General features: G+C 63.5%; 19 protein-coding genes and 1 pseudogene. 9 read left to right on the top strand and 11 right to left on the bottom strand.

Annotated features, from left to right (window positions below; translation table 11 throughout):
• Positions 1 to 285: 285 nt before the first annotated feature.
• From GMST_RS04410 to GMST_RS04390, 5 genes and pseudogenes are all read left to right on the top strand, one after another.
• On the top strand, positions 286 to 1,029 hold the full coding sequence (locus GMST_RS04410) for an energy-coupling factor ABC transporter permease (protein ID WP_183353418.1): 744 nt from the start codon (positions 286 to 288) through the stop codon (positions 1,027 to 1,029).
• An 88-nt stretch (positions 1,030 to 1,117) separates the two neighbouring features.
• Positions 1,118 to 1,303, top strand: a pseudogene (locus tag GMST_RS04405) (cobalt ABC transporter permease); the annotation flags it as partial.
• A gap of 140 nt (positions 1,304 to 1,443) precedes the next feature.
• Positions 1,444 to 2,202: a cobalt ECF transporter T component CbiQ gene (gene cbiQ / locus GMST_RS04400; protein WP_183353416.1), complete on the top strand. Its 759-nt coding sequence runs from the start codon at positions 1,444 to 1,446 to the stop codon at positions 2,200 to 2,202.
• A gap of 29 nt (positions 2,203 to 2,231) precedes the next feature.
• Entirely contained in the window at positions 2,232 to 3,071 is an 840-nt protein-coding gene (locus tag GMST_RS04395) for an energy-coupling factor ABC transporter ATP-binding protein (protein ID WP_183353415.1), read from the top strand.
• 270 nt (positions 3,072 to 3,341) lie between these two features.
• Positions 3,342 to 3,881, top strand: coding sequence for a hypothetical protein (locus tag GMST_RS04390; protein ID WP_183353414.1), 540 nt, complete (start codon positions 3,342 to 3,344; stop codon positions 3,879 to 3,881).
• 112 nt (positions 3,882 to 3,993) lie between these two features.
• Here GMST_RS04390 and GMST_RS04385 read toward each other — a convergent pair whose 3' ends face one another.
• Entirely contained in the window at positions 3,994 to 5,439 is a 1,446-nt protein-coding gene (locus GMST_RS04385; RefSeq protein ID WP_183353413.1) for a transglutaminase-like domain-containing protein, read from the bottom strand.
• A 450-nt stretch (positions 5,440 to 5,889) separates the two neighbouring features.
• Between GMST_RS04385 and GMST_RS04380 the strand changes: the two genes are divergently transcribed.
• Complete coding sequence (locus GMST_RS04380; protein ID WP_183353412.1) at positions 5,890 to 8,175, top strand: sigma 54-interacting transcriptional regulator; 2,286 nt, start codon at positions 5,890 to 5,892, stop codon at positions 8,173 to 8,175.
• Between the two features lie 245 nt (positions 8,176 to 8,420).
• Complete coding sequence (locus tag GMST_RS04375) at positions 8,421 to 8,594, top strand: ribbon-helix-helix protein, CopG family (RefSeq protein WP_183353411.1); 174 nt, start codon at positions 8,421 to 8,423, stop codon at positions 8,592 to 8,594.
• A gap of 224 nt (positions 8,595 to 8,818) precedes the next feature.
• Here the strand turns inward: GMST_RS04375 and cysS are convergent, their stop codons facing one another.
• The 6 genes from cysS to GMST_RS04345 form a co-directional block, all read right to left on the bottom strand.
• The gene (cysS, locus tag GMST_RS04370) at positions 8,819 to 10,261 is read right to left on the bottom strand and encodes a cysteine--tRNA ligase (RefSeq protein WP_183353410.1); all 1,443 of its coding nucleotides are present in this window, start codon (positions 10,259 to 10,261) and stop codon (positions 8,819 to 8,821) included.
• A 140-nt stretch (positions 10,262 to 10,401) separates the two neighbouring features.
• The gene (locus tag GMST_RS04365) at positions 10,402 to 12,084 is read right to left on the bottom strand and encodes a glutamine--tRNA ligase/YqeY domain fusion protein (RefSeq protein ID WP_183353409.1); all 1,683 of its coding nucleotides are present in this window, start codon (positions 12,082 to 12,084) and stop codon (positions 10,402 to 10,404) included.
• A gap of 152 nt (positions 12,085 to 12,236) precedes the next feature.
• Positions 12,237 to 12,713: a 2-C-methyl-D-erythritol 2,4-cyclodiphosphate synthase gene (ispF, locus tag GMST_RS04360; RefSeq protein ID WP_183353408.1), complete on the bottom strand. Its 477-nt coding sequence runs from the start codon at positions 12,711 to 12,713 to the stop codon at positions 12,237 to 12,239.
• Between the two features lie 23 nt (positions 12,714 to 12,736).
• Positions 12,737 to 13,435, bottom strand: a complete 699-nt coding sequence (ispD, locus tag GMST_RS04355) for a 2-C-methyl-D-erythritol 4-phosphate cytidylyltransferase (protein WP_281379892.1) — start codon at positions 13,433 to 13,435, stop codon at positions 12,737 to 12,739.
• Between the two features lie 96 nt (positions 13,436 to 13,531).
• Positions 13,532 to 14,902: an L-seryl-tRNA(Sec) selenium transferase gene (gene selA, locus GMST_RS04350; RefSeq protein WP_183353784.1), complete on the bottom strand. Its 1,371-nt coding sequence runs from the start codon at positions 14,900 to 14,902 to the stop codon at positions 13,532 to 13,534.
• Between the two features lie 309 nt (positions 14,903 to 15,211).
• Positions 15,212 to 15,904 carry a GntR family transcriptional regulator gene (locus GMST_RS04345; RefSeq protein WP_183353406.1) on the bottom strand — a complete coding sequence of 231 codons (693 nt, stop codon included), beginning with the start codon at positions 15,902 to 15,904 and terminating at the stop codon, positions 15,212 to 15,214.
• Between the two features lie 139 nt (positions 15,905 to 16,043).
• Between GMST_RS04345 and GMST_RS04340 the strand changes: the two genes are divergently transcribed.
• Positions 16,044 to 17,096, top strand: coding sequence for a potassium channel family protein (locus tag GMST_RS04340; RefSeq protein ID WP_183353405.1), 1,053 nt, complete (start codon positions 16,044 to 16,046; stop codon positions 17,094 to 17,096).
• Positions 17,089 to 17,859, top strand: coding sequence for a sugar phosphate isomerase/epimerase family protein (locus GMST_RS04335; RefSeq protein ID WP_183353404.1), 771 nt, complete (start codon positions 17,089 to 17,091; stop codon positions 17,857 to 17,859). The genes GMST_RS04340 and GMST_RS04335 overlap by 8 nt, the downstream gene beginning before the upstream one ends.
• Positions 17,860 to 18,104: 245 nt before the next feature.
• Here GMST_RS04335 and GMST_RS04330 read toward each other — a convergent pair whose 3' ends face one another.
• The 4 genes from GMST_RS04330 to GMST_RS04315 are packed head-to-tail and all read right to left on the bottom strand — an operon-like array spanning position 18,105 to position 20,067.
• Complete coding sequence (locus GMST_RS04330; RefSeq protein ID WP_183353403.1) at positions 18,105 to 18,611, bottom strand: PaaI family thioesterase; 507 nt, start codon at positions 18,609 to 18,611, stop codon at positions 18,105 to 18,107.
• A 42-nt stretch (positions 18,612 to 18,653) separates the two neighbouring features.
• On the bottom strand, positions 18,654 to 19,142 hold the full coding sequence (locus tag GMST_RS04325; protein WP_183353402.1) for a DUF2127 domain-containing protein: 489 nt from the start codon (positions 19,140 to 19,142) through the stop codon (positions 18,654 to 18,656).
• Positions 19,143 to 19,164: 22 nt separating this feature from the next.
• Positions 19,165 to 19,476, bottom strand: a complete 312-nt coding sequence (locus tag GMST_RS04320; protein WP_183353401.1) for a putative quinol monooxygenase — start codon at positions 19,474 to 19,476, stop codon at positions 19,165 to 19,167.
• Positions 19,477 to 19,494: 18 nt separating this feature from the next.
• A complete protein-coding gene (locus GMST_RS04315; protein ID WP_183353400.1) occupies positions 19,495 to 20,067 on the bottom strand; it encodes a class I SAM-dependent methyltransferase in 573 nt (190 codons plus the stop codon).
• Between the last annotated feature and the right edge of the window lie 2 nt (positions 20,068 to 20,069).

Here is a 20,069-nt window from a genome sequence, read left to right as displayed (position 1 = left end):
CCGGCTCATTTCAGTCCAGGAAAAGGAACCGCTAACACAGTCTCCCTCCCCCCTGGCGGGTGTGGGGCGGGGTGAGGGGGACGTCGGCACCAGCTACCAAGGTGCTTCGTAGCAACTTCCCCCACCCCCCTGCCCCCTCCCGCAAGGGGGAGGAGCAGAGGCGCATGACCTCATGACCCCGTAACCTCGTTCCCACGCTCCGGCGCGGGAAGGCAGCCAGGGACGCTCCGGCGTCCCGAAGTCGAAACGTGCTTGCCATCGGGCCGTACAACAGGAGTTTTTTCCATGGGCAGAATCACCTGCCTCACCATATGTTGCCTTCTCTCCGCCATGCCTGCCTTCGCCATGCACATCTCGGAGGGGATCCTCCCCTTTGACTGGGCGGTGTTATGGTCGGTGCTGGTGCTCCCCTTTGTGGCCCTGGGGGTGCGGCAGCTGAATGCCCTCAGCCGTGACGACCTCTCGCTCAAGCCGCTGGTGGGGCTATTAGCCGCGGTCGTCTTCATCATCTCCTGCATGCCGATCCCCGTGCCGACCGCCGGAACCTGCTCGCACCCCTGCGGCACCGGGGTCTCCGCCATCCTGGTCGGTCCGCTGGCGAGCGTCCTGATCTCGGCAGTCGCCCTCTTGATCCAGGCCCTCTTCCTGGCCCACGGCGGTCTCTCCACCCTGGGAGCCAACGTCTTCTCCATGGGGGTGGTCGGTTCCTTCCTGGGGTGGTTCACCTTCAAGGCGCTGCGGCGCATGGGCGCGAGCCTCGGCGTCGCCGGATTCCTCGCCGGCATCCTCGCCGACTGGGGCACCTATGCCACCACCTCCCTGATCCTCGCCGCCGGGATCCGGGGGAACTCCCCGTTCCTGCCGCTGTTCAGCAAGGTCGTCATCGCCTTCATCCCGACCCAGTTGCCGCTCGGCATCCTGGAAGGGGTGATCACGGCGGGAATGGTGCAGCTTTTGTACAAGAAACGTCCGGATCTCCTGGTCAGGATGAAGGTGATTACCGAACAGGAGGTTCCTGACCATGTTTAACAAATGCGCCTGGAAGATGGTGCTGGTGCACCTCGTCACGCTGCCGACCTTCTACTTCGCGGTCAGCCACTTCAACGTCGCGCCGAAGTCCTGGAACGGGGTGGACGAGGCGGTGGTGGAGAAAATCGCCAAGGAACACGGGCGTGAAGCCGTGCCCCCGGTTATCGATCCCGGCTCGGGCGATCTGCTGCTCTTCGCCTTCCTGGTCGCCGGTGCGTTGGGCGGCTTTGCCGGCGGCTACTACTGGCGCGAGCTGGTGAAAAAGAAGGCATAGCCGCAACCGGGGCCGCACCCGGCCGCAGGCGAGGCCCAAGGAGCCTTCTCACCTGAACGGTTGAGTTTGCCGCACGCTTCTGCTACTGTGCCCGGTGGCTTTCCCCCGGAAAGCCGGAGCCGCTCCCGAGGATTACCAGCATGCACCATCACATCACCCGACAGACCTTCGATCCCTCGCACTGGGTCAGCGCGCTCGATCCGCGGGTGAAGCTCTTGAGCGCCTTCGCGCTCTTGGGGCTGGTGATCAGCTCGCACGGAATCGCCTTCTCTCTCGTGGTGACGGTGCTGTCGCTGGCCCTCTGCCTGAACCTCGGCGTTACTCCGAAGACACTGGCGCTGCGCTTTTCGGAGCCCGTCTTCATCGCGGGCACCGTATTGATCCTCAAGCTGTTCTGCGCCGGGAACCTGCCGCTCTTCACCTGGCACCTGGCCGGCATCGAGCTGGTGGGGCACCGGGACGGGCTCTGGGAGGGGGTGCAGATCGCCGGACGGATCGCCGGCGGGGTCACCATCCTCGCGGTGGTCGGTTTCTCCACCCCCTTCACTGAACTCATGGCGGCGCTCTCCTGGCTGCGGGTCCCCCAGTCGCTCATCGACGTAGCGCTCTTCGCCTGGCGCTATCTCTTCCTGCTTTTGGAGGACGCCCAGGTGGTCTACCATGCCCAGCGCAACCGGCTTGGCTACGTCGGCTACCGGCGCGGCCTGAGCTCCTTCGGCACTCTCGCCGGCGTCTTGGTCATCAAGGCATTCGACAACAGCCAGAGCGTCACCACTGCAATGGTGCAGCGCGGCTACGACGGCCAGATGCCGATGCTGCTGCATAAACCGTTCGTGGCGCGCCAGGTCTTCTGCTCCCTCTTCTTCGTGAGCTCCCTGGCGCTCATCCGCTTCATCTGACGGCAACGCTGCCGCTTTTAAGGACCCCCGTGAACCCGGTCAGGATTTCCGTCAACCTCGAACAGTACAAATACGCCGACGGCACCGTCGCGCTTGCCGATCTGCGCCTTCAGGTGGCGCGCGGCGAGTTCGCCGGAATCCTCGGATCCAATGGCTCGGGTAAGACCACCCTGCTCAAGATCATGGACGGGCTCATCAAGGGGTACCGGGGCGAGGTGCTCCTCGACGGTGAGAACGTGACGAAGCTGCACCCGCGCGACATCTACCGCAAGGTCGGCCTCGTCTTCCAGAACCCCGACGATCAGCTCTTTGCCACCACGGTTTTCGAGGACACCGCGTTCGGGCCGCGTAACATGGGGTGTGCCGAGCCGGAGGTGCGCGAGCGTGTGCTCTCGGCCCTGGCCAGCGTCGACATGGCGGAGTTTGCCGCCAAGGGGATCCACAACTTAAGCTATGGCCAGAAGAAGCGGGTCTGCATCGCCGGGCTCCTGGCCATGGGGCACGAGATCCTGCTCTTGGACGAGCCGACGGCGGGGCTGGACCCGATGGGCGAATACCGGATGATGGAGCTCTTGACCCGGCTCAACCGCGAACAGGGGGTCACCATCGTCATGGCCACCCACAGCGTGGACCTGGTTCCCATCTTCCTGCACCAACTCCACATTCTAAGCCGCGGCCGCCTGGTGCGCGGCGGGACGCCCGAAGAGGTCTTCACCGCCCCCGAAGAACTGCAGCAGGTGAAGCTGCGTCTCCCCCACATAGCCGAGCTGATCTACAAACTTAAACACGAGGAGGGGGTACCCTTCTCCCGCATCCCCCTCACCATCGGCGAAGCCCGCCGGGAAATCGTGGAGGCCCTGGGGCGTTAGGATCCTGGTTCCCCTCGGAAGTTTCCTGTCTGTTTTCCGTACGACCCTATAGGTAAAGGGCCGGCATCTCCTCGATGCCGGCCCTTTTTTTGTCGTGTGAAGGTCCTATCCCCCGCGTATTCATTGGCCTTACGGTCCTTCCCACCAGAAAAATCTGCGCCGCTTTGACGACTTCCCGATGTCATGCTAGACTTGGCGAGTTCCTTGGGGTCTGTTAATGTGTTTCCGGGATTTCAGACACCGGTTCCGCTGTTGCTGGAGGAGAGGGCGATGCACGACTGGAACGTGGTGATCACCGTCAACGAGGGTGGCTTCAATCCGGCGCGCAAGCTTCTGGAACACTACGGCAACGTGGATCGCACCGACTACTTCAACATCCTGCTCATGCACCAGGAGGAGCCCTGGCAACTGCTGGAGACGCTGCGCCGCGAGGCCGTGCGCGACCCCGAAGCGCTGGCTCCGCTGGCGCGGGTCATGCCGGTTTTCGAGACCTTTTCCTTTCAAAATGCGGCGGATTTCGAGGGGAAGGCGCGCCGCGCGGTACAGCGCTGGCTCCCGGAGCTCGGCGGGTGCAGCTTCTATCTGCGCATGCACTGGCGCGGTTTCAAGGGGAAGCTCTCCAGCCTCGACGAGGAGCGCTTTCTGGACACCTACCTCCTTGAGGCGCTCGAGATGGCGGGCAACGAAGGGGAGATCAGTTTCGACGATCCGGACGCCATCCTCGCGCTGGAGACGGTCGGCCCGCGGGCGGGGCTGTCGCTGTGGACCCGGGAAGAGTTGGAGCGCTATCCGCTACTGCACCTCACCTAGGCTGGGGCGGTGTCTCCGCGAGATGGGGGGGGTGGGCGCAAAAAAGGTCCCGCCTAAAAGACGGGACCTCGCGGGCTCAGCAGCTACGCCGTCCCGATTAATCGAAACCGCTTCAGTAACCCTGTTCCACGACCTTTGCCTTCAGCCTGCCGATCACGCCCGCCAACAGGGCGAGATCGTCGTTGCTGTCACCCTGCACCAGCTTCAGGTGGGTGAGGTTCGCGGGGACCTCGCCGAAGGTCGGATCCACTGGAACCCAGGTGCCGTTCAGGTAGCTTTCGGCCCAGGCGTGGTAAAGAAATCCCTTGCCGTCGGCGTACACCAGCCCGGAAACGAAGCGGGTCGGGATGCCGGCGCTCCTGGCCAGCGCGGTGTAGAGCCGGGTGTGGGTTTGGCAGTTGCCGGCCCGGGAGGTGAGCGTCTCGACCGGTGACTGGTTGTCGGTCACCGCAGCCTTGATCTCCCTGGCTACCCACTGAACCAGGAGACGGACGCCCTGGGCCGGATCCGTCTGGGAACCGAGGATCTCGTTTTTCAGGGCTACGATCTTCGGGTTGTCGCTGGGAATCCGTTGTCCCGGTTCCAGGTCCGCCGCCACCGGTTGGTCAGCGGGCGCGGGGTGGAAGGCGGGATTGGGGTTGGTAAAGCGGACCGTGCCGTTGTCGAGCCGGCTCACCTGTTGTGCGCTTCCCTGGAGCAGCGGAAACTCAGCGGGGAACCCGGAGAGGTCGAGCACCAGCTTCTTCAGCTGCGCGGGGCGCTCCAGCGGCGGGCTCAGCTTCACCAGGCTGAAATCGAGGGCCAGGTCGTTCTTGGCGAGCGCGGCCTCGGCCAGGGCCGCCTTGGCGGTGGTTTCCTCCTCGGCCACGGTCAGCACCAGGTCGTCACGCACCGATTCCTTGACGGTGTTCCCCTTCAGGTCGACCCAGATGTCGTTGTCGACCACGGGATACAGGTTGTTGCGCAGGTGCACCACGGTCCCCTGCGGGGCCAGGGTCTCGACACCGACCACCTCGACCTTGACCTGCTTGACCTTAACCGATTCGCTGTCCAGCATGGCGAGCTTCAGGGTCTTGCCGACCGGGGCGCCCTGGATCAGCGGGTAAAAGTTGAGCACCGGCGGTGGGTATACGGGCCCCTTGACTTTCAGCGTGCGCTCTTTTTTGCCGTCCCCCGACTCCGTGGTGACCTTGATCCCCTTGGAGGTCAGCTCGCCGCGCACCGTGAGCGGGCTGCCATCGACCCGGCTCTCGGCGCTGAAGGAGCGCAGGGCCAGATCTCTTCCCACCAGGTAGCTTTCCTTGGTGGTTGCCTCGCGGGAAACCGCCATGATCCGCATCTTGACGCTGCCGTCGCTGTCGATCCGGTAGCCGCCGGGGGCCTCTGCGATGCTCAAGTGGGCGAAACCGACCCGCTCGCCGCCGACGATGATGGTGAACCAGCGCTCGCCAACGGGTGGCGCAGGGATTTTCGGGATCTCGGCAGCGTGCAGCAGGAGCGGGAGGCAGAGCAGGGTGACAATGAGAAGCAGCCGCAAGGCGGCGTGACGGGCGCGCATTCTAGACTCCATTGTGGCCGGCTCGGTCCAACGTGAGCGGCCTTTTCAAGTACCATCAACACTAAGCAGAGGTATAGCACAGCAAAGGGGGGAGGTGCAATCCCGCCTACGCGGGGAGTCCCCGGTAGGCCGCATTAGCCCCGGATAACCACAGGTGAGGTAAAAAAGCCGACAAATAAGTACCTTGCCCGACTTTGGGGGGGGAGCTATAATAAAATCAAAGTTTAGAGTTGCGGAGGATCGTCGGATCCTCCTTCCCCTAGCTGACTTGCCCTCCTAGTCGCTAGGGTTTTTTTTGTCCGAACTCCGCCTCCCCAGTTGGACTGCCGTCCCAGGGCGCCTTCGGGGCAGTGTCGTGCCGGTTGTTTCCCTTTGCAGAGGGTCTGTGCCATTTGTTGCACACTTTTGGCTGATGGTTTATAGTAGCGCAAAAATCCTATACGAGGCGCCATGTACCCGATAGTCACCATTACCGATCAGTGCCGCAAATGCTACTCCTGCGTGCGCAGCTGCCCGGTCAAGGCGATCAAGGTCGAGAAAAACTACACCGAGATCATCTTCGACCGCTGTATCGGCTGCGGCAACTGCCTGAGCACCTGCCCCCAGCACGCCAAGGTCATCGCCGACAACATCACCAAAACCGAAGAGCTGCTCGGCTCGGGGGGGCCGGTGGTGGCGGTACTCGGCTGCTCGTTCCCCGCCTTTTTCCACTACGCCTCGCCGGGGCAGCTCGCGGCGGGGCTGCACCAGCTGGGGTTTGCCGAGGTACACGAGGGGGCGAGCGGCGTCGAGCTTATTGCCGGCGAGTACGCCGAGGCGATCCGCTCGGCGGACTTGCCGCTCATCTCGTCGCACTGCCCGGCGGTCGTCGACCTGGTCGAGCGGCACTACCCGCAGCTGATCGGCAACCTGGTCCCGGTGGTCACCCACATGCTCGCCATGGGGCGCTTCGTGAAGCAGGTCCTGGGTGACCGGGTCAAGGTGATCTACATCAGCTCCTGCATGGCGGGAAAGTTCGAGGTGCAGGCCGAGGAGACCAAGGGGGCCGTGGACGTGGTGCTCACCTACCGCGAACTCGAATCGATGTTCCGGGCCCGCGCCATTGACCTCGCCGCGCTGGACGACGCCCCCTTCGACGGCCGCGAGCCCAACATGGGACGCATCTTCGCCCTCTCCCAGGGCTCCTTCAAGGCCTTCGGCATCGAGGCGGATCCCCTGGACACCGAGGTGGTGACCGCCGAGGGGGAGGTGAACGTCATGGGGATCGTGAAAGACCTCGCCGCCGGGAGGATCAGCCCGAAACTCGTCGACCTGCGCTTTTGCTACGACGGCTGCATCGGCGGCCCGGGGCGCAACGACGACCTCACCGAGTACTCCAGGCGCAACCTGGTGATCTCCCACTACCGCAAGAAGACCCCCTACCGGGTCACCCCCGCGTACCAGGACGCGGATCCGGTGCCGCTGAAGCGCACCTTCTCGAGCAAGCACGCGAAGCTCCCGATCCCGAAAGGGGCCGACGTCAAGAAGATCCTGCAGGCCACCAACAAGTTCACCCAGAAGGACGAGCTCAACTGCAGGACCTGCGGCTACCGGACCTGCCGGGAGTACGCGGTGGCGGTCTACCAGGGGCTCGCCGACCTGGAGATGTGCCTCCCCCACAACCTGCAGCAGCTCGAGGAGGAGCGCGGCCGCCTGATCCAGAAGTACGAACTGGCCAAACGCGAACTGGACCGCGAGTATGGCGACGAGTTCATCGTGGGGAGCGACAGCCGCACCCTGGAGGTGTTGGAGCAGATTAAGCAGGTCGGGCCGACCCCGACGACGGTGCTGGTGCGCGGCGAGTCCGGGACCGGCAAGGAGCTCGCGGCGCGCGCCATCCACCGCTACTCCAAGAGAAACGACAAGCCGCTGGTCACCGTTAACTGCACCACCATCACCGATTCGCTCTTGGAAAGCGAGCTCTTCGGCCACAAGAAGGGGTCCTTCACTGGCGCGGTCGCGGACAAGAAGGGGCTCTTCGAGGCGGCCGACGGCGGCACCATCTTCCTGGATGAGATCGGCGACATCACCCCGAAGCTGCAGGGGGAGCTTTTGCGCGTACTCGACCTGGGCGAGGTGCGCCCGGTAGGTGGCACGGTAGCCAAGCGGGTAGACGTGCGCCTTATCGCCGCCACCAATAAGTCGCTCGAGGACGGGGTGCGGGAAGGGTGGTTCCGCGAGGACCTCTACTACCGATTGAACGTCTTCTCGATCATGATGCCCCCCTTGAGAAGCCGCGTGGAGTCGATCCCCCAACTGGCACACCACTTCCTCGAGAAGGCCCGCAACAAGCTGAACAAGAACATCGAGGGGATCGAGGAGCGCGCGGTTAACGCCATGGTGAAGTACCCGTGGCCGGGGAACATCCGCGAGATGCAGAACGTCATCGAGCGTGCTGCGGTGCTCACCCACGACGACGTGATAAAGCTGGGGAACCTGCCGCTCTCCTTCGCCGAGAGCTACGCCGAAGAAGGGGAGGAACCCATTGATCTGCGGTCCTTTAAGAAGGAGCGGGAGCCCCACGTGCTCCGGGTGGAGAAGAAGCTCATTCAACGCTATTTAGCGGACGCCGGAGGCAATGTGTCAAAAGCGGCACAGCTTGCCAATATCCCCAGGCGCACGTTTTACCGGCTTTTGGACAAGCACGGGCTCAAAGGGAGGTTCATTCGCGCCCGTGAGGAGGAGTTCGACGAGTGATTTTCAGAACAAGGCGGCCCCAGATAGGTCAAAATGATACAATTGGGTAGATTTGGCAGGCGTGTGCCAAAAGTGGCGCACTTTGTATACGGAGAAATATAACAAAATATTAATGGTGTTTTTAAATCGCGTGAGATTACAGAGAGTTATGTAGACGCTTTACCATTTTGGGTGCTTGGCACGCATATAGCAATATTATGGGTGTGTAGCACATCATTTCACACATAACCTAAGGGGTGAACAAAATGGGCAGAATGAGAGAGAATCCGAGGTACAACGTCATTTCCATGAGGATCAGCGACGCAGAGCGCGAGACCCTCGAGCAGATCATGCTGAGCACCAAGAAGAGCGTCTCCGACATCATGCGCGAAGCGATGGAGCTCGTGAAGTCGAGGGCTATGGACAAACAGGCGGCCTAACGGGCCGCCTGCACCCACCGCAAACCAAAAAACGGCCGCTTGCTGCGGCCTTTTTTTGTGTCATTCTGGGACACCCTTCCCGAAGGCGGCCCGGTAGCGGCGGCCGGTTTTAGAACCGGGCCAGCCGCCCCGATGCAGCCGCAACAGCAGGGTTTAAGCACCCGACACCACGCCTCTCCCGCCACGCTTCTGACAGAAAAGACGAAATTTTGACGGAGTTTTTCCTACTTGACCTGCCAGGTAGTCCCCTGAGCGCTGTCCAGCAGGACGATGTTTTTCGCCAGGAGCTCGTCCCTGATCTGATCGCTCTTCTTGAAGTCCTTCGCCTTGCGCGCCTCGGCACGCTCCGCGATGAGGCGCTCGATCTCCTCTACCGCAATCTCCATCCCCTCGGTCTTGCGTGCCTTGATCCGCTCCAGGAACTCGGCCGGCTTCGAATCCAGCACCCCCAAAACCGTTGCCACCGTGGCCACCTCGGCCTGTACCTGGCCCAGGAGCGCCTTCGGGGCGTGCGGGAGGCACTTGTTGATGGCGCGCACCAGGTCGAAGACGTGACCCAGGGCAAGGGCCGTGTTGAAGTCGTCGTCCATCGCCTCGGTAAAGCGCGTCGCGAGCCCCTGGCACTTCTCCTCGAGCTCGGCGCACTCCTCGGTCCGGGCCGGATCCTCGGCTCCCTGAAGCCTCTCGTCCACGCCGGCCAGCGCCTTGTAGATCCGCTCCAGGCCAGCCTCGGCGTCTTTGAGGTTCTGGTCCGAGAAGTCGATGGGCGAGCGGTAGTGGGCCGAGAGCAGGAAGAAGCGCAGCACCTCGGCGTCGTAGCGCTCGAGCACCTCTTTGATGGTGAAGAAGTTCCCCAGCGACTTGGACATCTTCTCGGCGTTGATGTTCACGAAGCCGTTGTGGATCCAGTACTTGACGAAGGGCTTGCCGGTGGCCGCCTCGGTCTGCGCCATCTCGTTCTCGTGGTGCGGGAAGACCAGGTCCTTACCGCCGCCGTGGATGTCGAAGGTCTCGCCCAGGTACTTCATGCTCATGGCGGAGCACTCGATGTGCCACCCGGGACGCCCCTGTCCCCAGGGGGATTCCCAGAACGGCTCGCCAGGCTTCGATCCCTTCCAGAGGGCGAAGTCCATCGGGTGCTGTTTGCGCTCGTCCACCTCGATGCGGGCGCCGGCCTGCATGTCCTCGAGGTTCCTTTTGGAGAGCTTCAGGTAGCTTTCGTACTTGTCCACCGAGAAGTTCACGTCGCTGCCGGCCTGGTAGGCGAAGCCGCGCTCGATGAGCCGCTCGATGAGGCCGATGATCTCGGCTATGTGCTCGGTCGCCTTGGGCTGGTGGGTGGGGAGCAGCATGAACAGGCGCGCCATGTCCACGTCGAACTCGTGGATGTAGCGCTCGGAGATCACGTTGTAGGGGACCCCTTCGCGGTTGGCGCGGTTGATGATCTTGTCGTCGATGTCCGTGTAGTTGCGGACGTAGTTGACCTCGAACCCCTTGGCGCCCAGGTAGCGGTAGATCATGTCGAAGACCACGCCGGCGCGGGCGTGGCCGATGTGGCAGTTGTCGTAGACGGTGACGCCGCAGACGTACATGCCGACCTTGCCGGGGGTAAGCGGGACGAACTCCTCCTTGCTGCCGGAGAGGGTGTTATAGACGCGAAGGGACATGGGGATTTCCTCTTTGGTGATTGCAGTAAAAGCGTGAACCACAGAGGACACGGAGGATCACCGAGGAAAACCAAAAAACCTAAAAGAGCTTTAGGTCTTCCCCTGTGTTCCTCTGTGCCCCTCTGCGGTTCAATGCCTGATTATTTCTTTTCGGCCCAGGAGTCGCGCAGGGTCGCGGTCCGGTTAAAGACCAGCGATTCCGGCTTCGAGTCGCGGGAGTCCGGGCAGAAGTACCCCAGGCGCTCGAACTGGAAGCGGTCGTCGACGCCGGCCTTGGCCAGGGAGGGCTCCAGCTTGCAGCCGGTGAGCACCTCGATCGACTTCGGGTTGATGTTCTCGCGGTAATCCGCCTCGTTCTTGCCGCCGGGGTTCGGGACGGTGAAGAGCCGGTCGTAGAGGCGCACCTCTGCGTCCATCGCGTGGGCCGCGGAGACCCAGTGGATGGTCCCCTTGATCTTGCGCCCGTCGGGGGCGGTACCGCCGCGCGAAGCCGGATCGTAGCTGACGCGCAACTCGACCACTTCGCCGCTTGCGTCTTTTACCACCTCTTCACAGCGCACGATGTAGGCAAAGCGCAGGCGCACCTCGCGACCCGGGGCAAGGCGGAAGAACCCCTTTTCCGGCTCTTCCTGGAAGTCGTCCCGCTCGATGTAGATCACCTTCGAGAAGGGGACCTTGCGGGTGCCGAGCGCGGGGTCGTTCGGGTGGTTCGCCGCCTCGAACGCCTCGCCGTCACCCTCGGGATACCCGTCGATTACCACCTTGAGCGGCTTCAAGACCGCCATGGCGCGCGGCGCCCGCTGGTTCAGGTCCTCGCGCACCGCCTCCTCAAGGATGCTCATGTCGATGAAGCTGTCGCTCTTGCCCACGCCGATGGTCTCGCAGAAGGCGCGGATCGACTGCGGGGTGAAGCCGCGGCGCCTGAGGCCGACCAGGGTCGGCATGCGGGGGTCGTCCCAGCCGTCGACGAGCTTCTCCTGCACCAGCTCGAGGAGCTTGCGCTTGCTCATCACGGTGTAGGAGAGGTTCAGCCGGGCGAACTCGATCTGCTGCGGGTGGCAGGGGACCTCCAGCTTGTCCAGCACCCAGTCGTAGAGCGGGCGGTGGTCTTCGAACTCCAGAGTACAGATGGAGTGGGTGATCCCCTCGATGGAGTCCGAGATGCAGTGGGCGTAGTCGTACATCGGGTAGATGCACCAGGTGTCCCCGGTGCGGTGGTGCTCCACCTTCTTGATCCGGAAGATGACCGGGTCGCGCAGGTTGAGGTTGGGGGAGGCCATGTCGATCTTGAGCCTCAAGACCTTGGAGCCGTCCTCGAACTCGCCGGCGCGCATGCGCCTGAAGAGGTCGAGGTTCTCCTCGACGGAGCGGGTGCGCCAGGGGCTCTCCTTGCCCGGCTCGTTCAGGTTGCCGCGGTGGGCGCGCATCTCCTCGGCGGAGAGGTCGTCCACGAAGGCGAGCTCCTTCTTGATGAGGGTCACCGCATGGTCGTAGAAGGCCTGGAAGTAGTCCGAGGCGTAGTGCAGGTGCTCGCCCCACTCGAACCCGAGCCACTTCACGTTCTCGCGGATGGAGTCCTCGTACTCGATCTCCTCCTTGGCGGGGTTCGTGTCGTCGAAACGCAGGTGGCAGCGCCCCTGGTAGTCGAGCGCGAGCCCGAAATTGAGGCAGATCGACTTGGCGTGGCCGATGTGCAGGTAGCCGTTCGGCTCGGGAGGGAAACGGGTCACGATGCCGGTGTGCTTGCCGTTTTTCAGGTCCTCGTTGATGATGTTGCGGATGAAGTTGGTCGGTTTCTCGGGTGTCTGGATTTCGGTGGTCATGAGCTCGATCCCTGGCGCCTTCATGGGTGAGGCGCGTTGGAGTAGTTGGTCTGTTCACTGAGCGGGCCGTGTTCTGCCGCGCGCTGGTGCGCCGCAGTTGCCGGGTGCCGCCGCTCTCATTATACGCTGGCGCCGTCTGGCGCGGCAAACCGCTAGCGCTTGTTTTCCAATAGTGCCACCGCGTAGGAGGCGATCCCCTCGCCGCGGCCGGCGAAGCCGAGTTCCTCGGTGGTGGTCGCCTTCACGTTGACCCGCTCCTCGTCGCAGGAGAGGGTGCGCGCGATGTTCACCCGCATCTGCGGGATGTAACCGGCAAGCTTCGGGCGCTGCGCCACTACCGTCACGTCAACGTTGCCGATCCGGTACCCCTTGGCGTCGGCGAGCGCCATCACGTGGCGCAAGAGTTTCAGGCTGTCGGCCCCCTTGTAGGCGGGGTCGGTGTCCGGGAAATGCTTGCCGATGTCCCCCTCGCCGATGGCGCCCAAGATGGCGTCGGAGAGCGCGTGCAGGAGCACGTCGGCGTCCGAGTGCCCCAGAAGGCCCTTGGTGTAGGGGACGTCGACGCCGCCCAGGATGAGCTTTCTGCCGGCAACCAGCCGGTGTACGTCGTAGCCGTGTCCAATCCTCATTGATGTCCCCCCTTCTTAAAGTATCAGTGCTGCGCGTGGTCCAAAAACGCCTGGGCGAGGATCATGTCCTCGGGCGTGGTGATCTTTATGTTGCGGTAGTCGCCGGCGACGAGGTGCAGCGGCCACCCCTGGCGCTCGAAGAGGGAGGCGTCGTCGGTCCCCAGGAACCCCTGGGCGGCCGCGGCGTCGTGAGCCGCGCGGATCATGCCGTAACGGAAGGCCTGCGGGGTCTGGGCGAGCCAGAGCTCCTCGCGGGGGGGCGTCGCGGTGACGATGCCGTCGCGGGCGACCTTCACGGTGTCCTTCACCGGTACCGCCACCACGCAGCCGCCGAAGCGGTCCGCGGCCTGGGCGGCCGCCTCGAGGATGGCGCCGGTCACGAAGGGGCGCACCCCGTCGTGGATCAGCACCAGGTCGTCAGGGCCCGCCTCCTCGATGGCACAGAGCCCGTTGTACACCGAGTGCTGGCGCTCGGCCCCACCCGGTACCACGGCGCGCACCTTGGAGAAGCCGTAGCGCTCCACCACGTCTTTTTGGCAGAAGGGGATCTCCGCCTCAGGGGAGACCAGGTAGATCCCGTCGATGCAGGGAGCCTCCTGGAACACCTTGAGGGTGTGGGCCAGGATCGGCCTCCCCTCCAACTGCAGGTACTGCTTGTTGTGCCCCGCCCCCATCCGTTTTCCCATCCCCGCGGCGGGAATCAGGGCGTAGATCTTTTTCACACGATGCCTCATGAAAGAGTTGTCTGGTATAAGGGGCCGATTATACAGCGGCGCGCTCAAATATCCAAGAACTTCGTGCAGCCGGGGATCCCAGGCTCAGGCGAGCGAGGTGAGTGCCGCGGCCAAGTCGGCGAGATCGCCCTCCAGGAGGGTGCGCGGGTCGAGCAGGAAGCCCCCCTTGGAGATCCTGCCGATGACCGGGACGCAGAAACCGCGCAGGGCGGCCTCGATGTCGTTGGGGGAGAGCCCCTCGCGGCGCACCTCGATGAGCAGGGTGGGGAGGTTCAAAAGCGGCAGTGTGCCGCCGCCGGCCTGGGAGAACCCCTCGACGAGCGCCAGGGTCACAGCTGCGGGGATCCTACGCCGCAGCTGGCGCGCGAGACGCCGGGCCCGCTCGGCGAGTTCGGAGTAGGGGATGGTGAGCATGCGCAGGGTGGGGATCTCGCGCAAGGCCACGAGCTCGTCGCGGTACAGCCCCAGGGTCGCCTCCAGCGAGGCGAGGGTCAGCTTGTCCATGCGCAGGGCGCGCAGGAGCTGGTGCTTCTTCATCGGCTCGATGAAGGCCTTCTTGCCGACGATGATGCCGGCCTGCGGGCCGCCCAAAAGCTTGTCGCCGCTGAAGGTGATCACGTCCACCCCGGCGCGCACGAACTCCTGCACCGTCGGCTCATCGCAGGGGAGCTTGCCGGCGAAGTCCACCAGGTTGCCGCTCCCCATGTCCGCCAGTACCGGCACCCCGCACTCGGCGCCCAGGGAGACCAGGTCCGCCGCGCCCACCTCGGCGGTGAAGCCGACCACCGCGAAGTTGCTGCAGTGCACTTTGAGAAAGAGTGCAGTTTCGGTGGTCACCGCGCCGCGGTAGTCCTTCGCGTGGGTCCGGTTGGTGGTGCCGACCTCCTTGAGCGTCACCCCGGAAAGCCGCATCACGTCCGGGATCCTGAAGGAACCGCCGATCTCCACCAGTTCGCCGCGCGACACCACCGCCTCGCGGCCATTGGCGAGCGCGGTCAGGGCGAGGAGCACCGCCGCGGCGTTGTTGTTCACCACGATGGCGGCCTCGGCGCCGGTCAGCTCGCAGATCAGCGACTCGACGTGGCTGTAGCGGCTGCCGCGCTCCCCTGCGGCCAGGTCGAACTCGAGGTTCGAGTAGCAAAAGGCGATGTTGTTCAGGGCCTGACGGGCGGGTTCGGGGAGGATGGAGCGCCCCAGGTTCGTGTGGATCACGATACCGGAGCCGTTGATCACCCGCCTGAGGCTCGGCGCCTGGAGCTTCTCGAGTTCCCGGGTAAGGGAGGCTACCAGCTCCGCCTCGCCGAAGGCGTCCTTGGCGAGCGTCCCCTTCAGGGCGGCGGCACGGAGTTCATCGAGCACGACGCGCAGGGCTTTCAGCACCAGGGGCCGGGCATGGCGCTCCAAAAGCGCGCGCACTGCGGGCCATTCCAGGACCTTGTCCACCTTGGGTATCATTTTGAGCTGCTGCACGCCGCCTCCCTTTTCCCATGAGAAAATTCCAGCGGCAAATTTAACCCAAAGTCGGGTGAGAGGCAAGAACAACGGTGGTTTCGGCGGGCGAGGGTGGGAGAGAGGAAGAGCGCTCGAGGCGGAACAGGTAAAAAGGCTGGGGCAGGGACGGATCGAGGAAAGGGGGCGGAAGCGTGTTGCACGGGAGCCAGAAAGAGCGACAGGTAGCATGCTCCTTGGGCGCCGCTGCAAGGAGGGGCGCTGCAAGGAGGGGCGCTCGAGGCGGGGCCGCGGCAGAGACGGTGGACGATACGGTTAGAGATCGGTCTCCGGGTAGCCGCCGGCGTTCAGTTGGAGGCGCTCCTCCTCGATGAGCACCTTGCCGCCGAACTCGGCGTTTTTCTGCACCAGCATCTCGGCGAGCACCGCGTCGCGGTTGCGGAAGGCCTCGATGATCTTCTCGTGCTCCTCGACCGAGATCAGCATGCGCCCGGGCTTGCTGAGCGAGGCGAGCCTGAGGCGCTGGAACTTCTTTAAAAGCCCGCCGATCATCTCGTGCAGCTTCTCGTTGCCGGCCCCCTTGATGAAGGTGTCGTGGAAGGTGTTGTGCACCTTGAAGAAGTGGCGCACGTCCCCTTCCGCCGCGATCTCGCGGAGCTTCTCGTTGATCCCCTCGAGCTTGGCGATCTCGCGGGTGCTGAGCCGACTGCACGCCTTGCGGGCCGCGTACCCTTCCAAAATGCTCTTGATGGCGTAGAACTCCTCGACATCCTTGGGAGAAAACGAGGCAACCAAGGCACCCTTGCGCGGCACCACGGTGAGGTACCCTTCGGACTCCAGCTGGCGGAAGGCCTCTCGGATCGGGGTGCGGCTGATGCCGAAGCGGGAGGCGAGCTCCGGCTCCGCTACCTTCTCCCCTGGCTTCAGGGCACCGGTCATGATGGCGTCGCGGATCGTTTCCAGGATCCGTTCCCTAAGGGTTAGATGCTTCTCGACGTTCTTCTTCATTGGCCCCCCCAAGATCGCGGAGTATTGTATACAGTATCCATAATTTGTCAAGGACTTCCCCGAAGTTTCAAGCTATTTCGCGCAATTGTCTTGAAATTTAGGCTCTGCAACGGTATCTTGTCGCGCCAAGGGGGCTTTCATGGATCCGGTCCGACATCTGAAGATATCCATCTGCGTGCTATTCTTGCTGCTCTCCTTCGGGACCTTCGGCTACATCGCGATCGAGGGATGGGACACGCTGGACGCCCTGTACATGACCGTGATCACGCTGGGGACCGTCGGATTCCGCGAGGTGCAGCCCTTAAGCGCCCCGGGCAAGGTCTTCACCATGCTGCTCATCTTCTTCGGGGTGAGCGTCATCGGTTACATCGTCGGCAGCTTGGCCCAGATCATGTTCGAAGGGCAGTTCCATCGCATCATCGGGAGGAAGAAGGTGGAAAAGGCGATTGCGGCATTGCAGGATCACTACATCATCTGCGGTTTCGGCCGCATCGGTGCCCTCATCTGCAAGGAGTTCGCGGCGAAACCGCTCCCCTTCGTTGTGGTGGAGAAGGACGCCGAGACCATCGAACGGATGGAGGCCGACGGTCACGGCTACCTCTTCCTGCGCGGCGACGCCACCGTGGACGACACCCTGTTGAAGGCCGGGATCAAGACCGCCAAGGGGCTCATCTCGGTCGTCACCTCCGATACCGAGAATGTCTACATCACCCTGACCGCGCGGGGGCTGAACCCGGACCTCTACATCCTGGCCCGCTCCGGCGAGGAGGGGTCCGAGATCAAGCTGAAGCGCGCCGGCGCCAACAAGGTGGTCTCCCCCTACCTGATCGGCGGCTCCAGGATGGCCCAGGCGATCCTGCGCCCCACGGTGGTCGACTTCATCGAGATAGCGACCGGCCACGAGCACATGGAACTGCAGATGGAGGAGATCGTGATACCGGAGCATTCCGGGTTCATCGGCGAGAGCCTGGCGAGTTCCGGCTTTCGCAAGGAGACCGGCGTCATCATCGTCGGCATCAAGAAGGAGAGCGGCAAGATGGGGTTCAACCCCGAGTCGCACACCAGGATCGAGTCCGGCGACACCCTGATCGTCCTGGGCGAGCCGACCGCCATCACCAAGCTGGACCAGCTGGTGCGCTGCTCGAGCTGCGCCGAGGAAACCATCAAGAAGCACAAGAGGCCCCATGAGTAAACGCGTCTTCGTCCACGTCCCCTTCCCGCAGCTCGCCGGGCATCTCCCGTACCTTCTGGAAAACCGCCTGAACCCCGAGATCTTCCTCTCCGCCGATGCGCTCGAGACGCTCAATCCGGGCGAGCTGGAGGGGGTGGCTGAGAAGTTGCGTGAGGGGGGGCTCGGCTGCACCATCCACGCCCCCTTCATGGACCTGAACCCCGGCTCCTTCGAGCGCTACCTGCGCGAGGCGACGCTCAACCGCTTCAACCAGGTGCTCGACGCCGCCGAGATGCTGCGTCCCGAGGTGATGGTATTCCACCCCGGTTTCGACCGCTGGCGCTACGGCGAGGCGAGCGACTTGTGGCTCGCCCACAGCGTGCCGGCCTGGCAGATGGTGCTCGAGCGGGCGCGGCGGATCGACACCCGGATCGCGGTGGAGAACATCTTCGACGAGGACCCGGAGATGCTCAGGCGGCTTTTCGAGGCGGTGGGGGATCCGCAGCTTGGACACTGCTTCGATGTGGGGCACTGGAACCTGTTCAAGAAGGTGGGGATGCCGGAGTGGTTCGAGGTGCTCGGCGAGCGGATCACCGAGGTGCACATCCACGACAACAGCGGCACCCGGGACGATCACGCGCCGCCGGGCGAGGGGGCCATCGATTTCGAGCTCTACTTCGATCTCATGGAGCGCTACGCCCCGAACGCCGCCTACACCATCGAGGCTCACAGCAAGGCCGATCTGGAGCGCTCGCTGGTCGCGTTGGAGAAGTGGCTGAAGTAACTAGCAAAATCTTTTTGCCGCAAAAAAAAGCACAAAAGACACAAAAAAACCGGCTGGCGCGAAAGGCGGGCCGGGTTTTTTTCGTTGAGGGTTTCGAAGTAATCGGTCGGCGGTGAATGGTGAAGGGGACTGGCTCCGCAAGGTGCCGGTCCCCTTTTTTATAACTGTCCCGCCTTTACGAGACGGTGCCTGCCCCCCTTCGGGTTTCTCTTGTGCCTTTTGTGCCTTTTTGCGGCAGAAGCCTGTTAAATGTCGATAATTTCGGGATCCCGCTCGCTCGCTACCACGGCCCACTCCTGGGCGTCGCGGTCGAAATCGGCGATCTTGTCCAAGGGCGCTTTCAGATACTTCCCCTTACCCGTCACCGCCACCTCGCCGCCGGGCAGCACGATCTCGCCGGTGCCGTGGAAGAAGCGGCTGTTCTCCTCAGTGATCCTCCCCACCACCTTCAGCTCGACCCCGAGCGGTATCGGCTTTTTGTAGCTCAGGCTCAGGTCGATGGTGATCCCCCAGATCTCCTCCTCGCGCCCGACCAGGATGGCGCGCCCGATGGTCTCGTCCAGGATCGCCGAGGCGATACCGCCGTGCAGCCGCCCGGGGTAGCTTTGGTGCTCGTCGCTCGGGGTGAAGGTGGCGATCAGTTCGCCCCCCTCGGTCTCGTAGAAGGAGGCCTGCAACCCGGAGCCGTTTTTCAGCCCGCAGATGAAGCAGAGCTTCGAGTTGTACTGTTTCTTCACGATCCTGTGCTGCATGGTAGCTCCTCTCTTTCAGGCCCATCTGGAATTCAGGAACCTTTATTTGACGAACTTGGGACTCTTGCGCGAGCGCAAAAGCGCGTCGCCCAGGTAGCCGACCACCGCCAGGTTCACCACGAGGACGGTGATCCTGGGCCAGGTGAACTCCCGGGAGGCCTCGAAGATCTCCAGCGGGATGTACATCGCCCCGGAAAGGAGCCCGAACCACTCGGCCCACTGCATCTGGCGCCAGAGCCCGTAGGCCTCGACCAGGCGCACCGTCGCGTAGAGCAGCGCCGAGAGCGCGATCATCCAGAGCTGCAGGTCAGTGACCTTGTTGGTGGCGTCGATGAAGATGCTCGGGTAGTGCTTCGCAGGGTTCAGGTGGAGCACCCGGACCAGGTGAATGGCGGCCTCGTGCAGGTCCTTGTGGATGAAGGTCAACAGGCCGCACCCCGCCAGCAGCACCAGCACACCCTTCATCGCCTCGAAGAGGGCAACGACGCGCAGGCCACCTTTCGAGGCGGGTTTGACCGGTTTCTTTTTCATGGATCCCTCCGGAGCGGGTCGCTCACCCTTCGGCGCTGGTCAGCACCTTGAGCACGGTCTCCTTGACCAGGGGGGCGACTTTTTCCTTGTAGGCGAGCATGTGCGGGGCGGCGAGGTGCGCCCGGAGTGCCTCGAGGCTCTGCCACTTCTCGAGGATGGTCACTATGTCGGCGTCGAGGCGCTGCACCGGGATTCCCGAGTCGACGTCGACCGCGGGGTAGTACTCCAGGCAGCCGTCCTCCCGGCGCACTGCGGGGACATTGGCGTTAAAAATCTGCAGAAAACTCTCCCGCGCACCTTCGTTGAGGCGGATGGAGGCGATGACGCTGATCATGAAAACTCCCGTGTGACGTTATTTGTTTCTCTGGAAGAGCGAGAGGTAGTTGTAAGGGCCCAGTTCCTTCATCCCGGCGAGACGGAACCCGTGGCTGCAGACCAGCTTTGCCACGGTCTCGGCGCTGATGCGCACCTCGCGCGGCGGGCCCGGCGGGCCGTCCAGCACCTTGAACTCGACGACCGCCAGCGTCCCCCCGGGTTTCACCACCCGTGCCAACTCGCCCAAGACCCCTTGCTCAGCCTTGATGGCCACGAAGTCGTGCAGCACCGTCGCCATGAGGCAGACGTCGACGCAGCCGTCCTCCAGGGGGATCGACTGGGTCACGTCGGCGAGCCCGGCCTGGATCTGCTTGATCTGCCGGGCCTCGATCTCCCGGTTGAGCCTTTCGATCCCTTCGGCCCACAAGTCGTAGGCGAAGATCTCCGCCTCCTTGCCCAGACGCTCTGCAAGTGCCAGGGAGTAGGCCCCCGCGCCGCAGGCCAGGTCCAAGAGGCAGGTGTCGTCGGCCATGGGGAGCTCGGCCAAAAGGGCCGGGAAGTCGATGAGCTCGAAACTGCTCTTGCCGGCGCCGATGGGCTTGTCACTCATAA

It is taken from the genome of Geomonas silvestris, from assembly GCF_014193515.1.
In the GTDB taxonomy this organism is placed as follows: domain Bacteria; phylum Desulfobacterota; class Desulfuromonadia; order Geobacterales; family Geobacteraceae; genus Geomonas; species Geomonas silvestris.
The sequence above is the reverse complement of the archived record's forward strand: the minus strand, read 5'-3'. Positions and strand labels throughout refer to the sequence as shown.